2 protein-coding genes are annotated in these 1,085 nt (G+C 57.6%); both read left to right on the top strand.

Going from position 1 to position 1,085, the window contains the following annotated elements; translation table 11 throughout:
- On the top strand, positions 1-354 hold a 354-nt coding region (locus BUB35_RS18390), incomplete at its 5' end, for a plasmid mobilization protein (RefSeq protein WP_143185517.1).
- Positions 326-1,085 (top strand): relaxase/mobilization nuclease domain-containing protein (locus tag BUB35_RS18385; RefSeq protein WP_159432920.1); only part of this gene is annotated, 760 nt, incomplete at its 3' end. The genes BUB35_RS18390 and BUB35_RS18385, both read left to right, overlap by 29 nt.

The following is a 1,085-nucleotide window of genomic DNA, read 5'->3' as shown; positions in this document are numbered from 1 at the left end:
ACCCGGCTGTCCGAAGATGAATACGCCGACTTCACAGCGCGGCTTGCGCCCTATGGTATCAGCCAGTCGGAATTTCTCCGGCAGGCGATACGGCGGGCGACCATACGCCCCGTAATCCATGTGTCGGCGGTCAATGATGAACTGCTTTCCGCTGTCGGGAAGCTGGCCGCCGAGTATGGCAAGATTGGCGGCAACCTCAACCAGATAGCCCGGTATCTGAACGAGTACGGCGCACCCTACAACGCCCTCTCCGGCGAAGTACGCGCTGCCATAGCCGACCTTGCCGCCCTCAAGTATGAAGTCTTACAGAAAGTAGGTGAAGCGGTTGGCAACACTCAAGCATATCAACTCTAAAAACGCCGACTATGGAGCCGCCGAACAATACCTGCTTTTTGAGCATGACGAGTTTACCATGAAGCCCGTCCTTGATGAAAACGGCAGGCTTATCCCCCGCGAGGACTACCGGCTGTCCACGCTGAACTGCGGCGGGGAAGATTTTGCCGTTGCCTGTATGCGGGCAAATCTCCGCTACGGGAAGAACCAGCGGCGGGAAGATGTGAAAAGTCACCACTATATCATCAGCTTTGACCCACGGGACGGACCGGACAACGGCTTGACCGTAGACCGGGCGCAGGCATTGGGTGAGAAGTTTTGCGACGAGCATTTCCCCGGCCACCAAGCCCTTGTATGCACCCACCCGGACGGGCATAACCACAGCGGCAATATCCATGTGCATATCGTCATTAACAGCCTGCGGATAGAGGAAGTGCCGTTCCTGCCCTACATGGACAGGCCAGCCGATACAAAGGCCGGTTGCAAGCACCGCTGTACCGACGCAGCCTTGCGCTACTTCAAGTCCGAAGTCATGGAGATGTGCCACCGGGAGGGGCTTTACCAAATCGACCTCTTGAACGGCAGTAAGAACCGCGTGACCGACCGGGAGTATTGGGCACAGAAAAAAGGACAGGCCAAGCTGGACAGGCAGAACGTCCCCATGATTGCAGGCGGTATCACGCCCCGGCAGACCAAGTTTGAAACGAACAAGGAGAAGCTGCGGCAGACCATACGCGCCGCGCTGTCTGCGG

This window comes from Anaerotignum lactatifermentans DSM 14214 (assembly GCF_900142265.1).
Classification (GTDB): Bacteria; Bacillota; Clostridia; order Lachnospirales; family Anaerotignaceae; genus Anaerotignum; species Anaerotignum lactatifermentans.
The sequence above is the reverse complement of the archived record's forward strand: the minus strand, read 5'-3'. Positions and strand labels throughout refer to the sequence as shown.